The organism is Acinetobacter genomosp. 33YU, from assembly GCF_001990725.1.
Classification (GTDB): domain Bacteria; phylum Pseudomonadota; class Gammaproteobacteria; order Pseudomonadales; family Moraxellaceae; genus Acinetobacter; species Acinetobacter seifertii.
Genome location: NZ_LFZQ01000009.1, coordinates 255,208 through 278,777 on the forward strand (window position 1 = coordinate 255,208; position 23,570 = coordinate 278,777).

The following is a 23,570-nucleotide window of genomic DNA, read 5'->3' on the forward strand; positions in this document are numbered from 1 at the left end:
TGAATGTTATACGTCAGTTTGAGCCAAAGCATTTTATAGTTTTTCTACTCAAGTGATTTTGCAAAAAGAGTGTGAAAAATGAAATATAGAACTTTAGGACAAACAGGCGAAAAAGTATCAGCACTTGGTTTAGGTTGCATGGGAATGAGCTTTGCCTATGGTGCATCAGACGACACACAAAGCATTGCCACTCTAGAAAAGGCATTAGACCTCGGCATTAACTTTTGGGACACCGCCGACATGTACGGCAACGGCGCAAACGAAGTTTTGCTCTCAAAAGTTTTAGAAAAACATCGCGACAAAGTGTTCTTGGCGACCAAATTTGGCTTCCGTTATAAAGAAGACAACCTTAACCCACAAAACTCTTTAGAGTCTTATATCGACGGTTCTCCAGAGTGGATTAAAGTTGCGGTCGAAAATAGCTTAAAACGCTTAAATACAGACGTAATTGATTTGTATTATGCGCATCGCATTGATCCAAGCGTACCAGTTGAAGACACCATTGGCGCAATGGCTGACTTGGTGCAACAAGGTAAAGTTCGCTACCTAGGACTCAGTGAAGCGTCGGCTGAAACTATTCGTAAAGCACATGCAATTCACCCGATTGCAGCGGTACAACATGAATACTCGCTACTTACCCGTGAGTTCGAGCAAACCCATTTGCAAACCATTCGCGAGTTAGGCATTAGCCTTGTGCCGTATTCACCGCTGTCGCGTGGTTTAATCACCAATACGCTTGATGTGAACAACTTAGACGAAAGTGATTTCCGTCGCCAGTTACCACGCTACCAAGGCGATAACTGGAAAAATAACCAAAGCTTGGCGCAAGCATTTAGCGAGTTTGCTCAAAGCAAAAATGCGACAGCGGCTCAACTGGCTTTAGCTTGGATTTTGGCGCAAGGTGACGACATTATTCCAATTCCGGGTACGCGTAAAATCGAACGCCTTGTGGAAAATGCGGGTGCTGTAGACCTTCATTTAACAGCAGCAGATTTGGCAGAAATTCAAGCGATTATCGCGAGATACCCAAACATGGGCGCGCGTTATAACGCTCAGCAACTTGCTGCGGTCAACCACTAAAATATAAGCCATAAAAAAGTCCGACTCAGTGTCGGACTTTTTTAGTTTAGTCTTTGCTATATGTGCCTTGTTGGCGTCCACCGTCCCAGATCGCGTCTAAAGATTTATCTGAAATCGTTAGGCTTTCAGGGAAAATACTTAAACCCTTTTTAAATTTAGCTTCTGGCTTTAAACCAATACAGTCGCCGTTTTTCCACCATGTACCTTCGGCATATTGGTCTAATGCACCCACAGCAAGCATCCATTTAAACTTGCCGTCTGGCTGAAGTAAAAGTTCCGAACCAACTTCCATCACGCCATGTAAATAATAGTGCCCACTCCACGCCTCATCGGCTTTTTGAAATTTCACCTCTTTACATGTTGTATTTGCTACATCTGCATAAACCTGAGCAGACAAAATAACCGTCGAAAGAAGTAGTAAACGTGCAAATATGTTTTTCATTATTTAGTTCCTAAAAAATTAATCTTATGATTTTTCGCTACTCATATTTTTGAATTTATTCCAGTTTGTACATGCAGCTATCCCATATATGAATAGAGCAAACCAGCTATACCAATACATAATAGAATGATAAAAGTTATATTTTCTGTCTCAGACTTATTTTTACGCTTTTTACCGTATAGCCCAACAATTACTGCAATTATAATTACTAAGATACTGACGAGCATTACAATGCCCATCATAATTCCATGGCCAATATTTGCCGAACTTAACATTCAAGTTTCCTTTTAAATCTTAAAAAATAAAACTAAGGAATTTATTATTTTCCAGACTCAACTTTTAAATAGGTGCCATCCGCATAAACGTTATGTCCAAAGCCACAACCCGAGTTGCCCTCGTTTTGTTTAACTTGAATGTAATTGCCTAATTTCGCACTCGTTTTAAAATCGAGCTGAATGCGGCAGTCTTCGTCTTTATAAATAGTTTGTTTGGCATTGGTCGGCATTTTGGTATCGAACTGCCCCATGTTCGGGCCATAAATTAAGCTTCTAAGTCCCATATAAACACCCGAATAGCCAATTGCATACTGGCCCTGCTTACGACTTACCGTAATGTGATCCCACTCGCCAAAACCCGAGTAACGCACATACTCACCAGACAGGTCATTTGACGCTTTAGGGGCTGGTAACTGCTGAAGGTTAAACAGGCTCGATTTTGATTTTTCATCGAGCATAAACCATGCTCTCGCCCAAAGTGGCTGACCCAGTTTGGCATAGGCTAAGCCCACGTTATTGTTAGCAACTTCAATATCACGGTCGGTAAATTTAACTGTGGTTTCATCTTCATTGGCTTTACAAAAAGCAGTCCAAGAGGCTTGGCTTTGGAAGTTTTCGAGCGCTTTTTTATACTGTTTTTGGTCGTAATTTTTCTTACCTAAGCTCGCGTATTGCTTCACTTTATTACAGCCTTGTTGTAATTCTTGTTCAAAAGAAAGCTCTGCATGTGTGACCGCAAAAGCCGAAAGTGTAAGAACCGCGCAACCTGAAATAATAGATTTAATCATTTTTAAAATTCTTTAATAATTAACTAATTATATAATATGAGTAAGTTTTATAAATCACAATTATTTGAAACAAAAGTCCCTTACAATGCTCGTTAACTTAGATTATTTCGTCATGTCATATAAGTCGACTAACTCGTTGCGTAAAGTAATAAGTGGAGTTTTCCCACTACCGACTCACCTGCTTACTTCTAAAAAGACCAACTCGCCCTTAGATTCAACAAATTCAAGATGAATCGCCTGATTATTAGTTTTAAAACTTGCAGATATTTAAAGTAAGGCATCCTTCTTTTTCTTATTACAGCCCAACAAATTGTCTTCAATTTTAGTACCCAGAATATTTAACTCACTTTGAATATGCATCGCAGCTTCACCGCCTTTGAATTATTACCATAATATTAAAAACTATTTAGCTACATTTAATATAACCATTAGCAAAACTTTAAATAAAAATGTGATCTTTAAATATAGTCCACAAAATATGAAAACTCTTATTTTTTAGAAATTCTAATTAAAACAAGACCATCAACTATATAATCTCAAAAAAATTAATTAACAATTAAATAACAATTATTTTTTTCAAAATCAAATAACTTTAAATTAATATCCAATGCCATTATAATCTCAATAATTTTAAATTCATGGAAAAAAAGAAATTTGACAAGGCTATATTGCAAAACATAAAAAAGCTATATAGCTATGATAATTGGCATGGCCCCCTTGCCTTAATTACTGACTATTTAATTATCATTATTTTTATTCTGTTAAGTGAATATTCTTCTTGGTTTTTACCAATAACTATTTTAGTGATTGGTAGTAGACAAAGAGCTTTAGCAACAATTTTACATGAGGCCTCTCATTCAGCATTAACTAAAAATAAAAAATTTGGAAAAATATTAGGAACTTACCTTTCAGGATATTTAATTTTCCAAAGTTGGGATAGTTATTTTAAATCACATGTGAAAGATCATCACATTAAACTTGGTAGTGATGCAGATCCAGATTTTAATTATTATAAAAAATCTGGAATATTTAAAAATTATTCAAAGTCATCTTATTTATGGAAGTTCTTTTGGTCAAAATTATTATTTTTAAATATTAAATCCAGTTTAGTTTATCTTATTAAACATCGATTAATGAGTGCATCAAATAAAATTGAATTTATTAAAATGTTATTGACAAATCTAGCTTTTATTAGCATCGGTTCATTTTTCTTTGGATATAAATTCTATCTTCTTTATTGGCTATTGCCTTATTTAACTACCTTTCAATTAATTACTTGGTTTATTGAGCTTGCAGAACATTATCCAATGATTAAATCTGCACAAGTTAATATTAATGCTAGTAGAAATCGATTCAGCCACCCGATTGAACATTTTTTAACTGGTATGCATGGTGAAAACTACCATCTAATCCATCATTTATTTCCTGCTATTCCTTTCTGGAGACTTAAAGAGGCACATAAAGTTTTATTAGAAGACAAAGAGTATCGAGCTTTAAATAATGATTTTGGCGGAATATTTTTTTCCACAAATAATGTAGACTCTATGTGGTTTAAGATTTGGAAGAATTATAAGAGTGAATAATCTTGTTATTGGAACCCTATTTGCACTTTGTGCAGCAGCTTTAAATGCATCTATTGGTGTCATTAGTAAATTACTCATGCACAGTGGTTTAAACCCACAAGATATTGCCTTTTTAAAAACCATTATTGCCTTTTTCTTTTTAAGTGTTTTTTTATTTAAAGTGCCTGTGAGCCAAAAGATTGCCTACATTAGCAGCACGCCAAGCAAGCTCAGTGTTTTTACTCAAATTGCCATCTGTGCCTTTTTAGGAATTTTCTCGCTATTCTTTTTTGAAACCATTGCCTATAACCACGGTGCTGCGGCCAATGTAGTGGTGGTACTCATGGCTTCGGCTGCTATTTCTGCCCTATTTTTTGGTCGATTCATTTTAAAAGAAAGCATCTATATTCACTCTCTTATTGGAACATTATTAGCAGTTGCGGGTATTAGTATCATTTCGTGGAAAGGTGAAAATAGCCTTTTAATGCTGATCAATGCCTCAATTGCCGGCACGGGTTATGGCCTATTTTCGGTTTTAGTTAAAAGGTTCAAATTAAACGGCGGACTGTTTCTAACTAAGTATTTATTGCTCTTTGGCAGCGTTTATCTTGCCGTTCCGTTTTTAATAAACTTGCATAGTATTCATTTTAATACTGACATTGTTTTAGGTTTGATTGGTTTAGCTGTTCTGCCAACCATACTTGGCTTTTTCTGTACCACCAAAGCGTTGTCTTATATGAGTGCCGCAAAGGTACAAGTCACCGAGCTTTCCGAACCTATTTTTGCAGCGCTTATGGCTTGGGTTTTCATTCATGAACAACCGACTTTGTCGTTTTTATATGGTGCAATTTTCATTATTTCAGGCATCTTTTTAATGAATAAAGCGCCGAAATCAAACTAGCCAATTTCATCTATTTCGTTGGTGTGGTGGCAAGCCACTTGCACCACACTGGCAAAGTTAATCGCCATTTGTGAAGGGGCATGTTTTTTATAAGCAAGCCCTAAACCCACCGTAGGTACAGGCGCTTTTAAAGAACGATACGCGACACCTTGTATTTGCAATTGTTTAGTCGACTCAGGTACCAAAGACACCCCTAAATTTGCAGACACCAACGATAAAATAGACACAATTTGCGGGGCGTTTTGTCCAATTTTAGGTTCAAAACCACGCTCATGACAGGCTTGTTTAATCGCATCAAAAAGCCCTGCGCTAATGGATGGTGGCGAGACAATAAAATCAAGCTCTCGCAGTGTGGTTAAATCAATTTCTTGCGTTGAATCATCTAAACTCAAAGACTCGGAAGGCAAAGCCGCAATGAGTGGTTCTGCTAATAATTCTTGAAGAATGAGACTATCTGGAATATTACGGGGTGAGCGAATGATTGCCACATCTAAACGGTCTTCAAGCAATAGGTCGATGAGCAACAAGGTATTAGCTTCTTCAAGCTTTAAATCTACTTTCGGATATTGCTGCTGAAAATAGCGAACACATTTAGGAATGAGAGGATTCAGCATTGAAGTGCCTGTAAACCCTAATCGTAGTTGACCGACTTCGCCATTTGCTACTTGTTTAACAAGGTTTGCTGCATCTTCTACGCGCTGCTGTACTGGCTGTATCGCATTTAAAAAGGCAAGCCCAGCTTCGGTCAGCTCCACTCCATGTGGCGAACGAATAAATAAATCTGCGCCTAATTCTTCTTCTAAGTCGCGGATTTGCATGCTTAAAGGCGGCTGGCTCATGTTTAAACGCTGCGCAGCTCTGGTAAAATTTTTTTCTTCTGCTACTGCTAAAAAGTAGCGTATATGTCTGAGTTCCATTGCTATACATAAAACATATTACGACCTATTGTTAAATATATTAGAAAAATACCCTCTAAATTGCTAATTTTAATTCATCGAATTTTCTCGATGCAGCATTCCCCAAAGCACTGCTCTTTCTTTCTGTCATGGTCATGATATGAGTTCTTCATCTACACCCAGCACTTTAAACACAGAAGCGACTTCTCTGCTTTCACGTGAGTGGATTCATAAAGGTACTAAAGCCTATAAGCATGCAGGTTTCGCTTTGTTCCTTGTAGGTTTTGCCAGTTTCTCTCTCATTTATTGTGTACAGCCGCTGTTGCCTGCCTTTAGCCAAAGCTTCCAGATTAGCCCTGCGAGTAGCTCTTTGGCACTATCATTAACGACTGCCTTTTTAGCCATTTCGATTGTGCTATCAAGCGCGTTTTCACAAGCGATTGGCCGTCGCGGTGTAATCTTTACATCTATGCTGTGTGCAGCAATTTTAAATATTGTCTCAATGTTTACCCCAAACTGGCACAGTTTGCTGATGGCACGTGCATTAGAAGGTTTGCTGCTCGGTGGTGTACCCGCAGTGACAATGGCTTGGATTGCCGAAGAAATTGCACCTGAACACCTCGGTAAAACTATGGGTTTATATATTGCAGGGACAGCCTTTGGCGGCATGATGGGCCGTGTCGGCATGGGCATCTTGATTGAATATTTTTCTTGGCGCACCGCTTTAGGTTTGCTGGGCGCAATCTGTTTTATTTGCTCAATTGCCTTTTTAAGCTTACTCCCTGCTTCGCGTAATTTTGTACAGAAAAAAGGGCTGAATTTAGGCTTTCACATGCAAATGTGGCGTACGCACTTAAGCAATACTAAATTATTACGCCTGTTTGCCATTGGTTTCTTGCTCACCAGTGTGTTTGTGACCTTATTTAACTACGCGACTTTCCGTTTAAGCGGCGCGCCTTATTCACTGAGCCAAACACAAATTAGCCTTATTTTCTTGTCGTATAGCTTTGGTATGGTGTCTTCGTCGTTAGCAGGTAGCTTAGCCGATCGCTTTGGTAAAAAAACCATGATGATGAGTGGCTTTGCGCTCATGATTGTGGGTAGCCTCATGACCCTACTCAGCTCTCTTTTTGGCATTATTATTGGGATTGCCTTTATTACCACTGGCTTCTTTATTACCCACTCGCTTACCAGTAGTTCAGTCGGCGCTGAAAGCAAACAAGCCAAAGCCCATGCAAGTTCACTCTACTTGCTGTTTTACTATATGGGTTCAAGTATTGTCGGTTCGGCAGGTGGTTGGTTCTGGTTACACGGTGGCTGGAGTGCGATTGTCGGTTTAACCGTGGTCTTGTCATTATTGGGAATATTTTTAGTAATTTATACAAAACACGCAAAAGCACATTAATGAGTAATTTAAAGGAAAACCACATGTCGAGTTTATTTGTTTATGGCACTTTAGGTCCTGGCCGTCCTAATGCCCATATACTTGAAAATATTGGCGGACAATGGTCGGAAGGCTGGGTAAACGGAACCCTACGTCATGAAGGTTGGGGAGCAGATTTAGGCTATCCGGGAATTGTACTCGATGATAGTGCTAACCAAGTGCAAGGTTTTGTTTTTAGCTCGGAACATCTGGATGCAAACTGGAAATTACTGGATGACTTTGAAGGCGAAGAGTACGAAAGAGTACCTGTTCGCGTCAATTTAAATAGTGGTGAACATGTTGATTCTTTTATTTATATGTTGAAACCTTAGACCATTTTTAAAGCTCAAACGCATAAGCGCTTAAAAATTGATAGAAAAAATTCAAATGCTCATTTTTTGGCTTGTATTTTTTTTAAGAAACTGTAAAATTCACTCCACATTGCCGGCATAGCTCAGTTGGTAGAGCAACTGACTTGTAATCAGTAGGTCCACAGTTCGAATCCGTGTGCCGGCACCATCATTAAACCTCATGAATATTTGATTTATGGGGTTTTTTGTTGTCTGTAGGTTTTAAAATACACCATTTATAATTATTTTCCCCAATTCTTTAATCAGTTCTTTTGCTGTTGTTATATTTTGAGACCTAGTATGTCCATCATATTTGGAAGGTATATATTTTCCAAAATATTATTACAAACCTGAGCTTCAAAATGATTTTATTAAACGAATTTATTTCCTCCAAAACACAAATCTTACTTTCTTAATTTTTTTAAAAAATAGATTTAAAAATAAGAAATATTAACAAGATACGATTATAATGCGCCCCCAAATAAGGTCATGATAATAAGCCCTATTTTATAAACATTCATTCATTACTACATTCAACGGGGAAAAGATGAAACTACGTTTTGTTTTGCCTACTTTATTTATAATGTTGCCTTTTACAGTACAAGCTCAAAACACGAGTTCTGCGGCTCAAGCAGAAAACATTGTAAAATCACCAGTCTGCGTACTTGAGACTCTACCTTCTGCTGACCACTATAAGTCTCTTAAACGCATTAAAGTCGCAAAAGGAATATATGGCGGCTATGAAGAAATAAAACCTAAATTAGCAAACGCAGCACGTAAATATGGTGCAGATGTAGTGATTGATTATGAGCAGAGACAAAGATTTGGTTTCTGGCCATGGCGTATTGTTCGTCCAGTACTTACAGGTATTGCAGTAAAATGGAATACACCATTTGATTGTGCTGCCTTAGGCGGAAAAGAAATTCGTTAATAAGAAATGAAAAAAAGCCCAACATCCTGTTGGGCTTTTTTCGTATTTCGTTACTAGGTCTACATCCTGTAATACCTCACGTCCTGATGCTTAAACTTATTATTGTTGTTTTACGTTTTGGAACTTCCTGTTCCTGATGAGTTCATCATAGGTAATTCATGAAGTCATAGAAAGACGTCAATTTCCTGAATGGACGTAGGAAAAAGCGTACATAGTGCTTTTAAATTTAAAACTTAATTTGCCTATATTTGAAAATAAAAAACGAAAATATGACTTTATGAAGAAGTTCAGTTCATCAATTAAATAAGAAAGCGCTATAATGAACCTATTACTTTATTTCTAAAATATATTTAAAAATAACAAGGAACGAGATGTTTACTTTGCCATCAAATATTTTTCAGCCCTTAGTGATCATACTGGCATGCCTTATTATCATTGTAAGTAAAATGCCTCAGCTAAAATATAGAAAAACTATATTAATTCTAGCTATTGCTAGCCTTACTTTAAGCATTGTTTTAGGAATATTTGGCTTCTTTAATTAAGCCTCATCTCTTGCTCTTCTCTATCATTTTTTCAAAGTGTCTAAGGTTAGGGTTCAGTGTATCCCAAGCATAGGCTTGGCTCACAAACACCTCAGCTCTAGGCTGATAGAGACTCGGGTCATCCAGCGTACCTGCACGTATTGAAATCATTTCAGGGGCAATTTCAGGTAAACCAAAAAGCTGGGATCCACAAGTCGGGCAAAAGGCTCTTTTAATCGCTCGGCCAGAAGAACCTAGGGTCTCAAAATATTTAAGTTCGCCCGTTATTTTTAATTCAGATTGGTGAAAAAAAGCGATTGGTGCATAGGCCGAACCTGTTGCCTTTTGGCAATCACGGCAATGGCAATTAAAACTATAACGTGGCTCTACTTCGCTTTGGTAGCTCACCGCTCCACATAAACACGATCCCTGATATTTGGCTGACATGGCTCATCCTATTTTTTTATTGCTGTTATTTGAATATAACGTACATATCCACTTTGGTAGAGTTGCTGGCATAACTTTGCAGTCATTTGAATTTTAAAATTTGCCAACCCTCGGCTCTGAAATTGTCCTTGCTGTTTTTGAATATGCTCTGAAAAACCGAATAATACTTGCTCAGATAAATCTTCAATTTGAATATCTGTAAAACCTTGCTGTTGCAAAGTCGTTCTTATAGTTTGTTCAGTTGGTACAGCATCCCAAGCGACATCGGCTGCTTTGAGTAAATAACGATGCTTTTGTTCTTGTAGCCTGGTCATGTTGTGACATGAGTTGGCACGCATTAAGTAATGAAAACCTAATCGTCCTTTTGAATTTAAAACTGGGGTGACCGAATCTAGAAATGAATTTAAATGACTGTGGTAAGCCGCATCGATACAGAGCACCACATCGAATGGTTGTTTGAATTCAAATTGTTTTAAATTTAAAAATGAACCACAGAAAATCTGACTTATTTCAGGAATAAGTTTTTGAATTTTATGAACACATTGGGCTTGTAGCTCAACGGCACTCATACTTTTAGGCCGATAGCCTTGTAACCAGTGCAATAAACTTGCACCCTGTCCGCAGCCTAAATCGAGTAAATAATCTTTTGAATTTAAATTGACAGCTTGTGCCAAATGGTCGGCCAATTGGCGACAAGCTTCAGGGTAGTTTTGGGTATTTTTCCAAAAACCCAAATTTGTCCAAGCAAGCTCTCCATCATCCCCCAAGCTTGATGCATCAATGGCATATTTATGAGGAATGAATCGAGAAAGAGCTGCTCGAACTTTTGTTTTCACAATTTTAGTAGCCGAGTTCTGGAGCAACTTCAACCTGAGGTTTTAAACCTACAAATGGTAAAGGTGCACCTAAAATTTCAGCAATATGCATTGCAGAAGTCACGGCTGACTCTAAAATTGGCAAGCCATCACATGACCATGAACCACAGTAAAATACTTTACGATTTGGTTCTAAATGACGTTGCTGTAACTCTTTGTTTAGAGCAATGGTTTGCGAGTCTACAACTGCACGCGTTAAAGTCACTTTTGAAATGATTTTTTTAGGGTCAATATCAGTCACTGGACGCCAAGTTTGGAATACAGGATTTTTACCTACAAGTGATGGCTCAACCGCATTCATCCAAACCGTAAACTGCTGACGAGTAAACTTACGATCCATCATATAGCTCAGCACTGACCAGTCTTTACGGCGTGGTGGCATGACTGTCGCATCGGTATGAATAACCAAGTCACCTTGTTCAAAACGGAACTGTTTAAGCAGGTTCATATCTTCTGCAAACTGTTCAGGGTTTAAGAACTCTTCAATCTTAGATGTTGGTGTCGCCACAATAACGCGGTCATATGTGCCCTTATCGCCTTGCGCATTTTCAACCAGTACTTTTTCGCCTTGTTGCTCAACTTTCTTAATTGCCGAACCACTATGGATATCAATGCCTTTAATCAAGCTGTCTACAAATGCAGGTGTACCGCCTTTCATACGCAATAGCATGTCGCCATCAGTTAAATGACGCAAAAACTCAAGAAGGTTTTTTGCAGGCCAGTCACCAATTGTTTTTGGGTTACATGTACAAATGGTATAGAGCACTGGCATCACTACACCGTGCCAGAATACTTCTTCTATGTCGTTCTGATTAATAAATTCAGCGAGAGTAATATCTTGATTTTTAGATTTGAAAAACTGGTGGATCGCAGTTTTTAATTGCAACATCCCTTTCACAAGACGCCAGCCATATTGCTGGATGCCTTTACGGTTATTGATAATCGGGAAATTACCAATACGGCTACGAGATGTGGTTAACCATGTTTCAGTACGATCTTCAAATAACCAGCTACAAGACATATAGGTACGAACTGGGAAAGTTTTAATACCTAGGTGTGCAGCAAGGCTGAGTGTATTTTTCCATAGATGCGGGTTCATAACACGCAATGGCGCATCAATAATCCCACCATCGAACTCAATGCTATGGCTATCCATTCCCCGGCCAGGAAGTGCTTCAAATATCGTGATTGTATGTCCTGCATCTTTCAGAATTCTTGCTGCTGCAAGTCCTGCCATTCCACTACCAATAATTGCGATATCCAAAATGATGTCCCATTTTTCGAGAATTTTTTTGATTATCACTCATACCTAAAAAAAACACCGTATTAAAAACTACCAGATTTTTATTTTTTACATGAATTTATATAGAAAAATTTTCTCTGATGAATGCAAATTTATTTATAAAACTTTACAAAAGAAAATAAGTCGATAAAACTTTATATTTTTTAAAAATTTAAAAAAAATTCTTTTAAATAAAATGAGATAATTTAACTAAATTTATATCAAATATTTTACAAAACACTCATTTTACGATATCATGCCACCACAACAATGAGAACTAAGTCACATAAAACAATGCCCAAACAATAATGATATCTATCATAAAAATAGAAACTTTACAGCGAAAAAGCCCGCTATTCACACTTGATAGCGGGCTTTTTATTACTTTGCTTGAATAGCTAATTAAGCTCAAATAAACAATTTATGCTTCTTGCATGAGAGAACCAAATTTTCCACGATTAAAATCATTAATCGCTTCCATAATCTCGGCTTTGGTATTCATGACAAATGGGCCATAACCTTCGATTGGTTCATTCAGTGGTTGGCCAGTCAACACTAGGAATTTAGTGTCTTCTTCGGCATTTAAACTAAACTCAACACCTTCACGAGATAAAATCGCAACGGTTTTACCTTCAAGACGGTTTGTATCATTAATGACCACAGCACCATCTAAAACAACAACAAGTGTAGTATGTCCTTCAGGCACATAAAGGGTGTGTTTTTGGCCTTTGACTAACTTACCATCCCATACGTTTAATGGGCTAAAGGTCGTTGCTGCACCTTTTGAATCTGCATATTCACCCGCAATCACACGTAAATGACTACCGTGCTCATCTAACGCGATGTCTGGAATCTCTTTCGCTTCAATTGCTTGATATTTTCCAGGAGTCATTTTTGAATGAGCAGGTAAATTTACCCACAATTGCACCATTTCAAACAGACCGCCATGCTCTGCAAATTCAGGAGAATGGAACTCTTCATGTAACACGCCTGCACCTGCAGTCATCCATTGTACGTCACCCGTTTTAATGGTTCCGCCGCCGCCACTTGAGTCTTTGTGTGTTACTTCACCTTGGTAGGCAATTGTCACAGTTTCAAAGCCACGGTGAGGATGCGACCCGACACCTTGTTGTTCGGTGGTTGGTGAGAAGTTATAAGGCGCTGCATAATCCAGTAACAAAAATGGGCTTAGGGTTTGGCCTAAACGGTCATAAGAGAACAGGTTATATACAGGGAAACCATCACCAACCCAATGCATGTGGTTATTTTGATATGCACCAAGAAATTTCTTCATCTGATCTCTCCTATATATGTAGGATTTTCTTGAACTGGGATTGATTTTACGCCTCAATAATTGCAGTTTATAGATCAGGTTTAGCAACACATTATTTCATATATGAGACAATCTTAAAGTTTGAGGTACTCTTCAAAAGATCGTCCTATTTTTAAAATTCTTAATCCTATTTTTTAGACTTAATCACGACAACAAACTCAACTAGCATAATTTTAGGCACTAACGACCTACTTAATAATTTTTAATTATTTATTTTGATAACATGAGGATATAAAAATGGCTCAAGATTACGTCCGTTTAGACAAGGATAATGCTGCGGTTCTTTTAGTTGACCACCAAGCTGGTTTACTTTCTTTAGTTCGAGATATCGAACCAGATAAATTTAAAAATAACGTATTAGCGCTTGCAGATGCAGCAAAATATTTTAATTTACCGACTATTTTAACGACCAGTTTTGAAAATGGTCCAAACGGTCCTTTAGTTCCAGAATTAAAAGAACTTTTCCCAGATGCACCATTTATTCCACGCCCTGGTCAAATCAACGCTTGGGACAATGAAGACTTCGTAAAAGCAGTTAAAGCGACAGGTAAAAAACAACTGATTATTGCTGGTGTAGTCACTGAGGTTTGTGTGGCTTTCCCTGCTTTATCTGCACTCGCTGAAGGCTTTGAAGTGTTTGTGATTACCGATGCTTCTGGTACTTTCAATGAATTAACACGTGATGCTGCTTGGGACCGTATGTCAAAAGCAGGTGCTCAGCTGATGACTTGGTTTGGCATGGCATGTGAGTTACACCGTGACTGGCGTAATGACGTAGAAGGCTTAGGTGCTCTCTTCTCAAATCATATTCCTGATTACCGCAACCTGATGACCAGCTATAGCTTTAATACATCGCAAAAATAAGCTGAATTGCCAAGATTAGAGTGCTTAAGCGCTCTAATCTTAAATTTAAATGGATTGATCTGACATTGATAAGCTCTTTTGATGATTTTTATTATTTCTATTTAGTCGTAAAACACGGCGGCTTTAGTGCGGCCAGTGAAGCCGAAAATATTAGTAAGTCCAAGCTCAGCCGACGCATTATTGACCTTGAAAATAAATTTAATGTCAGCCTGATTCAAAGAACAACCCGCCATTTTAAAGTGACCGATTTAGGCCAAGAGTTCTACGAAGAATGCTGCAAAGTTATTGCCCAAGTTGAATGTGCAGAAAACGTTTTGTTAAAGCAAAAAAGTGAGCCTCAAGGAGTAGTAAAAGTCAGCTGCCCACCTTTAATGATGCATTTTCAAATTAGAAAAATTTTAAATCAGTTTTTAAAAACTTATCCTAAAGTTAAGATTGCTCTTGAGCTGACCAGCCGTCGAGTAGATATTTTGCACGATGACATCGACCTCGCGATTCGGACCAATTTTGAACCGAATGAAGATTCAAATTTAATTGTTCGGGATGTAATTAAAACCGACCACTGTCTAGTGGCTTCGCCTGAATTACTACAAGGCCGAACCATTGAAGATTATTCTGAATTACAAGACTTTCCAAGTATTAGCTTAGGCACTCAAAAACAAAACCCTATTTGGCATTTATGCAATATTCGAAATGGTGAATCAGTTGATGTGCCTTATCAACCACGAATCAAAAGTAATGACTTGGCAGGTGTTTACTATGCCGTGATGGATGGTTTAGGGATTGCCGATCTTCCTTTTTTAACTGTCGAATCTGAAATTCGTAAAGGCACACTTGTGCATATTCTTCCTGACTGGAAGTCGAATATTGGCATGCTACAACTGGTTTATGTGTCTAGAAAAGGCCAACGTCTGGTGGTCGAAAAACTCATTGAAACCCTGATTGAAGAACTCAGGCGTTTACCAGAAAGCCATGAAGGGTATTTGCCGACTTAAATAAAAAAACCGGTCATGAATGGGCATGACCGGTTTTTGTGAAACATCACATACAGCATAACTGTATGTTTTCGTTCAGAACAAAACGAACCCGCTTTGTTCCTTACTCAGATAAGTCTACGCAGAGGTATTTCATTTCGACATATTCTTCGATGCCGAATTTTGAACCTTCACGGCCTAGACCTGATTGTTTTACGCCACCAAACGGAGCAACTTCATTTGAAATTGCGCCTGTGTTAATGCCGACCATTCCATACTCAAGTGCTTCACCCACTCGCCATTGACGAGCTGTGCTTTGAGTAAATAAATAAGCAGCTAAACCAAACTCGGTATCGTTCGCCATTGCCACTGCTTCATCTTCAGTTTTAAAGCGGAATAGCGGTGCAAGCGGACCAAAGGTTTCTTCTTTAGACACTTTCATGTCTTGCGTTACACCAGTTAAAACTGTTGGTTCAAAGAATGTGCCACCAAGTGCCGAACGCTGGCCACCAATACGAACGGTTGCACCTTTCTCAGTTGCATCTCCAATATGAGACTGAACTTTTGCAATCGCATCTTCATCAATTAAAGGTCCTTGAGTTGAACCTTCTTGACGGCCATCGCCAACTTTCAGCTTAGACACAGCTTCAACCAAACGGTCTGCCAGCGCATCGTAAATACCGTCTTGAACATAAATACGGTTAGCACAAACACAAGTCTGACCGCTGTTACGATATTTACTTGCCATAATGCCCTGAACAGCTTGTTCAAGATTGGCATCGTCAAATACCACAACTGGTGCATTACCACCGAGTTCAAGTGAAAGCTTTTTAATAGTTGGCGCACATTGTTGCATCAAGATACGGCCAACTTGGGTTGAACCTGTAAAGCTTAACTTACGAACAATATCGCTTTCGCATAGTGTTTTGCCTACTTCAACCGCATCACCACTAATGTTAATTAAAACATCGGCTGGTAAACCTGCCTGTAAAGCCAATACTTCAAGTGCATAAGCAGTTAACGGTGTTTGCTCTGCTGGTTTAACCAACATTGAACAACCCGCAGCAATCGCTGGACCTGCTTTACGTGTAATCATGGCAGCCGGGAAGTTCCACGGTGTAATGGCAGCAGTAACACCAATTGCTTGTTTAATCACGAGCAAACGTTGATTTGGCAACGTAGGTGTTAATACTTCACCATCAATACGGCGCGCTTGCTCGGCAAACCAGCGTATGAACGATGCTGCATAACCAATTTCACCACGTGCTTCGGCCAATGGTTTACCTTGCTCAGCTGTTAAAATTTGAGCTAAATTTTCTTTGTGCTCAAGCATGAGGTTGTACCATGCCAATAACACATCAGCACGCGCCAAGGCAGTTTGCTTTTTCCAAGCAGCCTGCGCTTTTGCTGAACGATTAATTGCAGCTTCAACCCCTGCGCGGTCATAGGTTTTCACCCATGCCAAAGTTTCACCCGTAGCAGCATCATTCACCTCGATATAGTCATTTGATGCAGGTGCTTCTAATGCAATATCAGGATGTTTTAACAAATACTGCAAAGTATTTTGAATCATGCAGATTGCTCCATTGCTTTGGCACTACCTGCTTTGAGTGTCGCAAAACCTTGTTTCAAAATATCAAGACCTTGACGGAATTGCTCAGCAGGAATGGTTAATGGATATAAGAAACGAATTACATTACCGTATTTACCACAAGTAAGAAGTAACAACCCGTTTTCCATTGCATAGTTTTGTACAACTTTTGCTTGTTCAGCCGTTTCCAGTTCTACTGCAACCATTGAACCTAAAGCACGAATATCAGTTACGACGTCACCTGTTGCTTGCTGAATATCTTTAAGGGTAGCAACCAACTCTGCACCTAATTCATTTGCACGGTCGCATAAGTTTTCTTCTTCAATCGCATCAATTACCGCGTGCGCAGCTGCAACCGCAATCGGGCTACCTGCGTATGTACCGCCTAGACCACCTGGGTTTGGTGCATCCATGACTTCTGCACGGCCTACAACACCCGAAATAGGGAAACCACCGCCCAAGCTTTTCGCCATCGTGATGAGGTCTGCTTTAGTCTCGTAATAGTTCATTGCAAACAATTTACCAGTACGGGCAAAACCTGATTGCACTTCGTCAGCCACAAGTAAAATGCCGTGCTTGTCGCAAATTGCGCGTAAACGTTTTAAGAACTCAGCTGGTACCACATTGAAACCGCCTTCACCTTGTACTGGCTCAAGTACGATTGCCGCAACATCATGTGGTGCAATATCTTCACTGAAAATATCTTCAACACTTTCGATCGCTGCATCTACTGAAATACCTTTAGCAGGTACAGGGTAACGTGCGTGGAATACACCCGCTGGCATTACACCAAAGTCACGTTTGTAAGGTGCGGTTTTACCTGTCATTGCCATAGTCATAAATGAACGACCGTGGAAACCGTTACCAAAAGTAATAATGCCGTGACGACCTGTATAAGAGCGAGCGATCTTTACTGCATTTTCAACTGCTTCTGCACCTGTTGTGAAAAACGCTGACTTCGCAGGACCAGCAATTGGCGCGCGCTCATTAATACGTTCAGCCAAAGCCACATAGCTTTCATAAGGTGTTACTTGATAGGCAGTGTGCGTAAATTTAGTAAGTTGTTCAGTTACTGCTGCAATCACTTTAGGGTGGCGATGGCCTGTATTTAAAACCGCGATACCACCAGCAAAGTCGATAAATTGGTTGCCTTCCTTGTCCCAAAGCGTGGCATTTTCAGCTTTTTCCGCATACCACTGACACATCACGCCTACACCACGTGGAGTTGCTTGCTGTTTACGTGCGTTAAGTGCAGAATGTTGATTATCCATTTGATTCCCTCATATTTTCATCATCAGTTGCAGCTTTGGTTTCTTGCATCCTGTGCTTAATTTTCAGGGTGCTTTACAACGACTGCCTATGCATGTAATTTCGCTCGTCTGACGCCAACTGACGAGAGCCACTTTTTAACTGTAGGAGAGAGCCAATTGCGTAGTTTACTTGGAGATCATTTGCTGCAACGACTCCAACAGGACACTGAAGGGAAACTACATCAACGCCTTTTCCGTTGCCTGCGTGGTGCCATTATTGATGGAGTCATCCAGCCCAAGACTCGTCTACCTGCGTCACGCGACTTAGCCAGTGAAATTCATGTTTCTAGAAATACAGTGCTTACCGCCTATGAACAGCTACAAGCTGAAGGCTACTTAGAAGCCCGTACAGGTCATGGCACATGGGTTGCCGAAAAATTACCAGAGAGTTTTTTAAATACTCAAAATAAGAAAAAAGCGGTTTCAAGCCCGAAAGTTCAAAGCTCTTATGCCCTTTCGCAGCGTGGTTCTAACTTATTAGGCTATGCAGCAGCGTCGCCACACCAATGGGGAGCTTTTGTGCCGGGAGCACCCGATGTAACAGAGTTTCCACATCATATTTTTAGTCGTATTCAAGCACGCCTAAGCCGCGAACCGGACATTAACCGCCTGATTTATAGCAACGCTGGTGGCTGTATCGAGCTTCGAAGTGCGTTGGCAGATTACTTACGTGTTGCACGTTCGGTTCAGTGCGATGCAGACCAGATTATTATTACCGAAGGCATTCACCAAGCGATTGATTTGGTCTCGCGTGCACTGAGTGATATTGGTGATCGAATCTGGCTTGAAGATCCCGCTTATTGGGGAATGCGTAATACCTTACGGATTAATGGTCTCGATATTCAACCGATGCCTGTCGATGCTGAAGGTATTATTCCTGAAGAAAATCCGACAAAGCCGCCTAAGCTCATTTTTGTCACACCATCACATCAATATCCGCTGGGTTCACATTTAAGCCTAGATCGACGACGTAAACTGATTGAAATTGCACGCCAGCATAATAGCTGGATTGTAGAAGATGATTACGACAGCGAGTTCCGTTTCTCAGGTCAACCGTATCCGTCTTTACAAGGCTTAGAAAATGATGCACCTGTGCTGTACATGGGCACGTTTAGTAAAACCATTTATCCCTCTTTAAGAATTGGTTATTTGGTCGTACCTAAACCACTTTTTTCACCACTACGTATTGTGGCAGCCGAGCTTTACCGTGGGGGCCATTTGCTTGAGCAAAAAGCCTTAGCTGAATTTATTCGTGAAGGCCATTACGAAGCGCATATTCGCCGTATGCGCCTACTCTATGGCAAGCGCCGCGACTACTTGGTGAGCTTAATTCAACGCTACCTTGGCCCCGAATTTATTCATGAATATGACGAAGCCGCAGGGTTACATCTAGTTTTAAAACTTCCAAACGTTTGCGATGATGTTGCGATTGCGGCGACTGCGCTTGAACGTGGTGTCAAAGTTCGACCACTGTCTCAGTACTACATGCAGTCGCATGCACATGCAGAACGTGGCCTGCTTATGGGCTTTGCCTGTGTAAATGAAAAAGATATGGTGATGGCTTTTGGCGTCTTGCTTCAATGCTTACGTGAAGCAGGCGTCCCTACGCTGAATTAGTTGTTTTCTCGTACTAAGCCAAATAAAAAAGAGCCTCGCAGTGAGGCTCTTTTTTATTTAAAAAATTAAACTAACTTTTCTTCATGGCTATGAGTTAAATGAGTCGCTCTACGCTCTTTCCCCCATCCCAGTTTTTCAGACAGCAAACCGAAGAACACAATAATGCCGAACAGAGCTGTGGTGTAAATCACTTCTTTAAAATATGTGCCTTCAATCAACATGGTAAGAATTGCACCAATAATTGCAAAGATCACCACGTAAGTTAAGTAAGGGAACATCCACATTTTAAAGTCAATTTTCACGCCTTCAGCTTCTAACTTTTTACGCATACGAAGCTGAGAATAAGCAATGGTCAGGTATACATACAGTGTTGCTGCACCTGTTGTTAGCATGAAAAAGTCGTAAACATCCATACTCTTAGTTGCAGTTAAAACCACAGCAATTACAGAGAAGAAGCATGACACAATCACGCCCACCCACGGACTACTTTTACTGTTTACAGAGCCAAAGCTTTTCGGTGCATCACCACGTTTAGATAATGAGAACAACATACGTGAACACGTATAAAGCGCTGAGTTAAAGCAGCTACATACCGAGGTTAGAACCACAAAATTTACGATATGGCGCGCACCTGGAATACCAAGCGCAGACAACGTAACGCTATAAGTTCCCCAAGTCGAATCTTTTAAAAGTTCATTGTTGTGAGGAATTAAACATACCGCCACAAACATTGAACCGACGTAGAATAAAATAATTCGCCAAACCACTGAGTTCGAAGCCTTACGAATTTCTTTAGATGGGTTTGCAGACTCTGCCGCTGCTACAGTCACAATTTCAGCGCCAATATAGGCAAACATCACCCCAAGTAAGGCGGTAATAACGGATGAACCACCATTAGGCATAAAGCCTTGAGAGGTTAAATTACTGATACCAGATGCAGCTGGATTACCCCAAGGCCACAAATGCATGATGGCTAAGCTACCAATCACCAAGAAGATCACAATCGCAATCACTTTGATGAGAGCGAACCAGAACTCGAATTCACCATAGTTCTTTACGTTCTGCAAATTGACTGCAACCAGTGCACCAATGACGACAGTCATATAGACCCAGATCGGTATAAACGGGAACCAGTTATTTAAAATTTTACCTGCCACATAAGCTTCCCACCCCATGAGCATTGCCAGCGTACACCAGTACAACCACCCAATTGAGAAACCTGCCCAACGGCCGATTGCGCGGTCCGCATAAGTTGAAAAAGAGCCACTGTCGGGGTTTAAAACGGCCATCTCGCCTAGCATACGCATGATGAACCAAACGAGTAGTCCACCTAAAGCATAGGTTAAGAAAACCACAGGCCCTGTGTTGTAGATGATACTGCCTGAGCCAACAAAGAGAGAGCCACCAATAACCCCTGCTATCGAGATCATGGTTAGATGGCGTGATTTAAGTCCATGTTTTAAACTTTGGGAGTGATTGGCTTCAGAACCATTTTGATGAGCTGCCATATCATTTTCCTTAATATATGGAGGATATCGGCTAGACTCGGAAATCCTCCGAAGCCAAAAAATATCCCCTAAAAATTTAGCCGTTTTGCTCAATTCCTAAAACAGAAAATTCACTGAGCTTATCCGGCGCTTCCGTATGCATACTTCCAATGGCTTTAATTTGTCGTTTCGGCACTCAAGAAACGAGAGCCATTTTTGTAATAAAAGAGAGAGCCAATTGCAAAATTTATACGCAAAATTGGCCCTTTTTATATTGGATGAGGGTAAGTAATTTTTAGTTTTTATTTTAATGAGCTTGAAATTCTTTAGTTTTGCTCAGAGATTAATAACGCTTTTGTTCCTGTTTCTAAGGCTCTAAATATATGCTTTTGATCGGCTGGATAACAAATATAATCTCCGACACCAAGCTCAACAGCTTCATCAATTAAACCCACTAAAGCTTTACCTTCGACCACAATAATATGTTCTACAGAACCAACTGGATGAGGTTCTGAAAGACGGTCTTCACCTGGCTCCACAATCAATAAATATACATCACGGCGCGCATGCGGTGGACAAGTCGCCAACAAAATTGCTTTGTAATTAGCAATCTCAGAGCTGACTGTTGGCCCATCGCCACAGCGAATGACTTGCACTTGATTACTTGGTTCTTCCATCAGGCGTGCAAATGGAATATTGAGCGCCACACAAAGTGCCCATAAGGTTTCAATACTGGGGTTACCTTGCCCTGCCTCTAACTGCGAAAGTGTAGATTTGGCAACACCTGCACGACGAGCAACCTCTGCCAATGAAAGCCCTGCTCTTTGGCGTTCACGCGTTAAACCTTTGGCAATAATTTCAATTGGCTGAGACATTCACCACATCCGTTCTATAAAAAAAACGATCGTTCGTTTTGACAAAACAATCAGACTTATTCATTATAATGGAAAGTCGTTCGTTATATCATACTATGTCCACATACGCTCTCATTAAAAAACTTAGTAAAGACACAACCCGCTCGATTTTCTTTGTGTGTCTAGCAACCAGTGTGGTTGGTATGTCTTTAGGTTCACTCGCTGCAAGTTATGGCTTAGCGCTCTGGATCCCGCTTTGCCTATCTGTCTTTGTGCTCGCAGGAACTGCCGAATTTATTTTTATTGGTTTCTTGGCTGTAGGTGGTAGCCCAATTGCGGCTGCAATTGCAGGACTACTCGTCAATTTAAGGCACTTACCTTTCGGCATTGCGGTCAATGAACTAATCCGAGGTAAATTCTCTCAGTATTTTGGGTCTCACATCATGAACGATGAAAGCGTTTTGTTTGGCATGGCACAACCTGACTTCGAGACAAAAAAAGCTGCTTATTGGTTGTGTGGTATAGGCATTATGCTGACTTGGCCACTGGGTGTTACGTCTGGTTATTTTATTGGAAGTGCTATTCCAGACCCGAAAACATTTGGCTTAGATGCAATTTTCCCTGCCATTTTAATTGCACTTACTTTTAATGCTTTAAAGAATAAATCTACACGAAAAGCTGCATTTGCAGGGTCAACTTTAGCACTGATGACTACACCCTTTTTGGCCTCAGGACTTCCAATTCTGATTTCGCTTTTTGGCTTGATATGGGGTAGAAAGAAATGAATCAACAGTTACTTATTATTGTAGGAATAGCTCTACTTGCACTTGGAACGTACAGTATTCGTTTTGCTGGCTTTCACTTAGGTGCCAAGTTTTCGTTTTCTGAAAAATACCAAGTTTTACTCTCAAATGGCGCAACCGTTTTGCTCTGTGCCATTGCGGTGACCACTACATTTTTTGAAGGCCAACATTTCGCAGGTTTTGCGCGTATATTTGGGGTGGCTCTAGCGCTTTTCTTGGTTTGGAAAAAAGTTCCTCTGTTATTGGTGATTTGTTTGGCCGCTGTTGGCACGGCAGTTCTACGTTTGCTGGGAATTGAATAATAAAAAAGGCGAGATAAACTCGCCTTTTTTGAAACTTTGATTAGAACGGTAAATCATCGTCTAAATCAGCTGGTGCAGACGCTGGTTGTTGCGGCGCTTTAGGAGCAAATCCACCACCTTGCGGACTGTTTCCACCATTACCGAAACCACCTTGGCCACCATAACCACCGCCATTGTTTTGACCGTAGCCGCCACCTTGGTTGTTATTATTTTGATAACCGCCACCTTGTTGAGGTGCGTTAAAACGTGGTTGATTAAAATCATTACCGCCAGCGAAACCTTGTTCACCTTGTTGACGAGCATCTAACATTTGCATCTGGTCGCCACGGATCTCTGTCGTATAACGCTCTTGGCCATTTTGATCTGTCCATTGACGTGTACGTAATGAACCTTCAATGTAAACCTTAGAACCTTTACGTAAAAACTGCTGAGCAATTTCCCCTAAACGGTTATGCAAAACAATACGGTGCCATTCTGTTTGTTCTTTACGTTCACCTGTATTTTTATCAGTCCAAGATTCACTTGTCGCGATCGAAAATTGGGTCAACGAACCCCCATTTGGAAAAGTTTTTGTTTCAGGATCACGACCCAAAGTACCAACCAAAATAACCTTATTTACACCACGCATTAGCTGTCTTCATCCTATAATTTCTATGTTTTAC

Annotated in this window: 24 protein-coding genes and 1 tRNA gene; 12 read left to right on the forward strand and 13 right to left on the reverse strand. The window is 40.0% G+C overall.

The window, feature by feature from the left end; translation table 11 throughout:
- Positions 1-78 precede the first annotated feature (78 nt).
- Positions 79-1,080, forward strand: a complete 1,002-nt coding sequence (locus AC056_RS11575) for an aldo/keto reductase (RefSeq protein ID WP_077163680.1) — start codon at positions 79-81, stop codon at positions 1,078-1,080.
- 46 nt (positions 1,081-1,126) lie between these two features.
- On the opposite strand, the gene AC056_RS11580 is transcribed toward AC056_RS11575, so the two are convergent.
- The 3 genes from AC056_RS11580 to AC056_RS11590 all read right to left on the reverse strand — a co-directional run bounded on the left by AC056_RS11580 (position 1,127) and on the right by AC056_RS11590 (position 2,585).
- The gene (locus AC056_RS11580; RefSeq protein ID WP_004705055.1) at positions 1,127-1,522 is read right to left on the reverse strand and encodes a hypothetical protein; all 396 of its coding nucleotides are present in this window, start codon (positions 1,520-1,522) and stop codon (positions 1,127-1,129) included.
- Between the two features lie 77 nt (positions 1,523-1,599).
- Positions 1,600-1,797 carry a hypothetical protein gene (locus AC056_RS11585; RefSeq protein ID WP_000952854.1) on the reverse strand — a complete coding sequence of 66 codons (198 nt, stop codon included), beginning with the start codon at positions 1,795-1,797 and terminating at the stop codon, positions 1,600-1,602.
- A 44-nt stretch (positions 1,798-1,841) separates the two neighbouring features.
- Positions 1,842-2,585, reverse strand: coding sequence for a hypothetical protein (locus AC056_RS11590; protein ID WP_077163681.1), 744 nt, complete (start codon positions 2,583-2,585; stop codon positions 1,842-1,844).
- A gap of 638 nt (positions 2,586-3,223) precedes the next feature.
- On the opposite strand from AC056_RS11590, the gene gntB reads away from it, so the two are divergent.
- Positions 3,224-4,168: a guanitoxin biosynthesis L-arginine gamma (S) hydroxylase gene (gene gntB / locus AC056_RS11595; protein WP_077163682.1), complete on the forward strand. Its 945-nt coding sequence runs from the start codon at positions 3,224-3,226 to the stop codon at positions 4,166-4,168.
- Positions 4,161-5,048 carry a DMT family transporter gene (locus AC056_RS11600; protein WP_077163683.1) on the forward strand — a complete coding sequence of 296 codons (888 nt, stop codon included), beginning with the start codon at positions 4,161-4,163 and terminating at the stop codon, positions 5,046-5,048. Before gntB ends, AC056_RS11600 begins: the two co-directional genes overlap by 8 nt.
- Here the strand turns inward: AC056_RS11600 and sxtR are convergent.
- Complete coding sequence (sxtR, locus tag AC056_RS11605) at positions 5,045-5,965, reverse strand: multidrug efflux pump transcriptional activator SxtR (RefSeq protein WP_077163684.1); 921 nt, start codon at positions 5,963-5,965, stop codon at positions 5,045-5,047. The genes AC056_RS11600 and sxtR overlap by 4 nt on opposite strands.
- 139 nt (positions 5,966-6,104) lie before the next feature.
- Between sxtR and sxtP the strand changes: the two genes are divergently transcribed.
- From sxtP to AC056_RS11625, 4 genes are all read left to right on the forward strand, one after another.
- Positions 6,105-7,349, forward strand: a complete 1,245-nt coding sequence (gene sxtP / locus AC056_RS11610; RefSeq protein WP_077163685.1) for a multidrug efflux MFS transporter SxtP — start codon at positions 6,105-6,107, stop codon at positions 7,347-7,349.
- Positions 7,350-7,372: 23 nt separating this feature from the next.
- A complete protein-coding gene (locus AC056_RS11615) occupies positions 7,373-7,699 on the forward strand; it encodes a gamma-glutamylcyclotransferase family protein (RefSeq protein ID WP_077163686.1) in 327 nt (108 codons plus the stop codon).
- 111 nt (positions 7,700-7,810) lie between these two features.
- Positions 7,811-7,886 (forward strand) — tRNA-Thr (locus tag AC056_RS11620).
- Positions 7,887-8,264: 378 nt separating this feature from the next.
- Positions 8,265-8,648, forward strand: coding sequence for a hypothetical protein (locus AC056_RS11625; protein WP_039252305.1), 384 nt, complete (start codon positions 8,265-8,267; stop codon positions 8,646-8,648).
- A 545-nt stretch (positions 8,649-9,193) separates the two neighbouring features.
- Here AC056_RS11625 and AC056_RS11630 read toward each other — a convergent pair.
- From AC056_RS11630 to AC056_RS11645, 4 genes are all read right to left on the reverse strand, one after another.
- Positions 9,194-9,616 carry a GFA family protein gene (locus tag AC056_RS11630; protein ID WP_213033488.1) on the reverse strand — a complete coding sequence of 141 codons (423 nt, stop codon included), beginning with the start codon at positions 9,614-9,616 and terminating at the stop codon, positions 9,194-9,196.
- Positions 9,617-9,624: 8 nt separating this feature from the next.
- Positions 9,625-10,452 carry an SAM-dependent methyltransferase gene (locus tag AC056_RS11635; RefSeq protein ID WP_077163687.1) on the reverse strand — a complete coding sequence of 276 codons (828 nt, stop codon included), beginning with the start codon at positions 10,450-10,452 and terminating at the stop codon, positions 9,625-9,627.
- 4 nt (positions 10,453-10,456) lie between these two features.
- On the reverse strand, positions 10,457-11,755 hold the full coding sequence (locus tag AC056_RS11640) for an FAD-dependent oxidoreductase (protein ID WP_031944959.1): 1,299 nt from the start codon (positions 11,753-11,755) through the stop codon (positions 10,457-10,459).
- A gap of 439 nt (positions 11,756-12,194) precedes the next feature.
- Positions 12,195-13,067 (reverse strand): pirin family protein, encoded by an 873-nt coding sequence (locus tag AC056_RS11645; RefSeq protein WP_004705040.1) that lies wholly within the window; start codon positions 13,065-13,067, stop codon positions 12,195-12,197.
- 276 nt (positions 13,068-13,343) lie between these two features.
- Between AC056_RS11645 and ycaC the strand changes: the two genes are divergently transcribed.
- A complete protein-coding gene (gene ycaC, locus AC056_RS11650) occupies positions 13,344-13,970 on the forward strand; it encodes an isochorismate family cysteine hydrolase YcaC (RefSeq protein ID WP_004705039.1) in 627 nt (208 codons plus the stop codon).
- A 20-nt stretch (positions 13,971-13,990) separates the two neighbouring features.
- The gene (locus tag AC056_RS11655; protein WP_077163688.1) at positions 13,991-14,965 is read left to right on the forward strand and encodes a LysR substrate-binding domain-containing protein; all 975 of its coding nucleotides are present in this window, start codon (positions 13,991-13,993) and stop codon (positions 14,963-14,965) included.
- Between the two features lie 103 nt (positions 14,966-15,068).
- On the opposite strand, the gene AC056_RS11660 is transcribed toward AC056_RS11655, so the two are convergent.
- The gene (locus AC056_RS11660) at positions 15,069-16,517 is read right to left on the reverse strand and encodes an NAD-dependent succinate-semialdehyde dehydrogenase (RefSeq protein ID WP_077163689.1); all 1,449 of its coding nucleotides are present in this window, start codon (positions 16,515-16,517) and stop codon (positions 15,069-15,071) included.
- Complete coding sequence (gene gabT, locus AC056_RS11665; RefSeq protein ID WP_004705036.1) at positions 16,514-17,806, reverse strand: 4-aminobutyrate--2-oxoglutarate transaminase; 1,293 nt, start codon at positions 17,804-17,806, stop codon at positions 16,514-16,516. The genes AC056_RS11660 and gabT overlap by 4 nt, the downstream gene beginning before the upstream one ends.
- A 156-nt stretch (positions 17,807-17,962) precedes the next feature.
- Here gabT and AC056_RS11670 point away from each other — a divergent pair, with 156 nt between their 5' ends.
- Positions 17,963-19,462: a PLP-dependent aminotransferase family protein gene (locus AC056_RS11670; RefSeq protein ID WP_077163690.1), complete on the forward strand. Its 1,500-nt coding sequence runs from the start codon at positions 17,963-17,965 to the stop codon at positions 19,460-19,462.
- Between the two features lie 65 nt (positions 19,463-19,527).
- On the opposite strand, the gene AC056_RS11675 is transcribed toward AC056_RS11670, so the two are convergent.
- Together AC056_RS11675 and AC056_RS11680 are read right to left on the reverse strand one after the other, a co-directional pair.
- Positions 19,528-20,970 (reverse strand): amino acid permease, encoded by a 1,443-nt coding sequence (locus AC056_RS11675; RefSeq protein WP_068935232.1) that lies wholly within the window; start codon positions 20,968-20,970, stop codon positions 19,528-19,530.
- A 305-nt stretch (positions 20,971-21,275) separates the two neighbouring features.
- Entirely contained in the window at positions 21,276-21,824 is a 549-nt protein-coding gene (locus AC056_RS11680) for a helix-turn-helix domain-containing protein (protein WP_002117406.1), read from the reverse strand.
- Between the two features lie 68 nt (positions 21,825-21,892).
- Here AC056_RS11680 and AC056_RS11685 point away from each other — a divergent pair, with 68 nt between their 5' ends.
- On the forward strand, positions 21,893-22,588 hold the full coding sequence (locus tag AC056_RS11685; protein WP_077163691.1) for an AzlC family ABC transporter permease: 696 nt from the start codon (positions 21,893-21,895) through the stop codon (positions 22,586-22,588).
- Positions 22,585-22,908 (forward strand): AzlD domain-containing protein, encoded by a 324-nt coding sequence (locus AC056_RS11690; RefSeq protein WP_077163692.1) that lies wholly within the window; start codon positions 22,585-22,587, stop codon positions 22,906-22,908. Before AC056_RS11685 ends, AC056_RS11690 begins: the two co-directional genes overlap by 4 nt.
- A 40-nt stretch (positions 22,909-22,948) precedes the next feature.
- On the opposite strand, the gene ssb is transcribed toward AC056_RS11690, so the two are convergent.
- Positions 22,949-23,536 carry a single-stranded DNA-binding protein gene (gene ssb / locus AC056_RS11695; protein ID WP_004705007.1) on the reverse strand — a complete coding sequence of 196 codons (588 nt, stop codon included), beginning with the start codon at positions 23,534-23,536 and terminating at the stop codon, positions 22,949-22,951.
- Between the last annotated feature and the right edge of the window lie 34 nt (positions 23,537-23,570).